This window comes from Anaerococcus sp. HMSC068A02 (assembly GCF_001811125.1).
GTDB lineage: Bacteria > Bacillota > Clostridia > Tissierellales > Peptoniphilaceae > Anaerococcus > Anaerococcus vaginalis_C.
On record NZ_KV803737.1, the window covers coordinates 1 to 403 of the forward strand.

At 34.2% G+C, this 403-nt stretch carries 1 tRNA gene; it reads left to right on the forward strand.

Features of this window, described 5'->3' with window-relative positions:
* Positions 1-85: 85 nt before the first annotated feature.
* Positions 86-161 (forward strand) — tRNA-Ala (locus HMPREF2782_RS03170).
* Positions 162-403 lie beyond the last annotated feature (242 nt).

Here is a 403-nt window from a genome sequence, read left to right on the forward strand (position 1 = left end):
TACGCTGACTTTTACCAAAAGAAATTTTAAAAAATACTTTGTTTGTAGCAAAGAAAACTTTGTAGTAAATTTTTAAAGGTTACATGGGGGTGTAGCTCAGTTGGGAGAGCACCTGCCTTGCACGCAGGGGGTCAAGAGTTCGAATCTCTTCATCTCCACCAAGCCCATAATCGAGGGGTGAAAGATTTCAAAGAAATCTTTCATTATTTTTCAAAGTTTTCGAAGAAAACAAGAAAAATTACGGTAGGTTACAGTAACTAACCAAAGAAAAACTCGAACAGGGCATAAATGCGATGATTTTTGAAAAATCAAAAATCCCTGCATAAGGAATTTCATCAGCTCATAAATTCGCTGTGACAATTCCATTAAGAACCTAATAAAATTAAATAGCTATAAATATTTC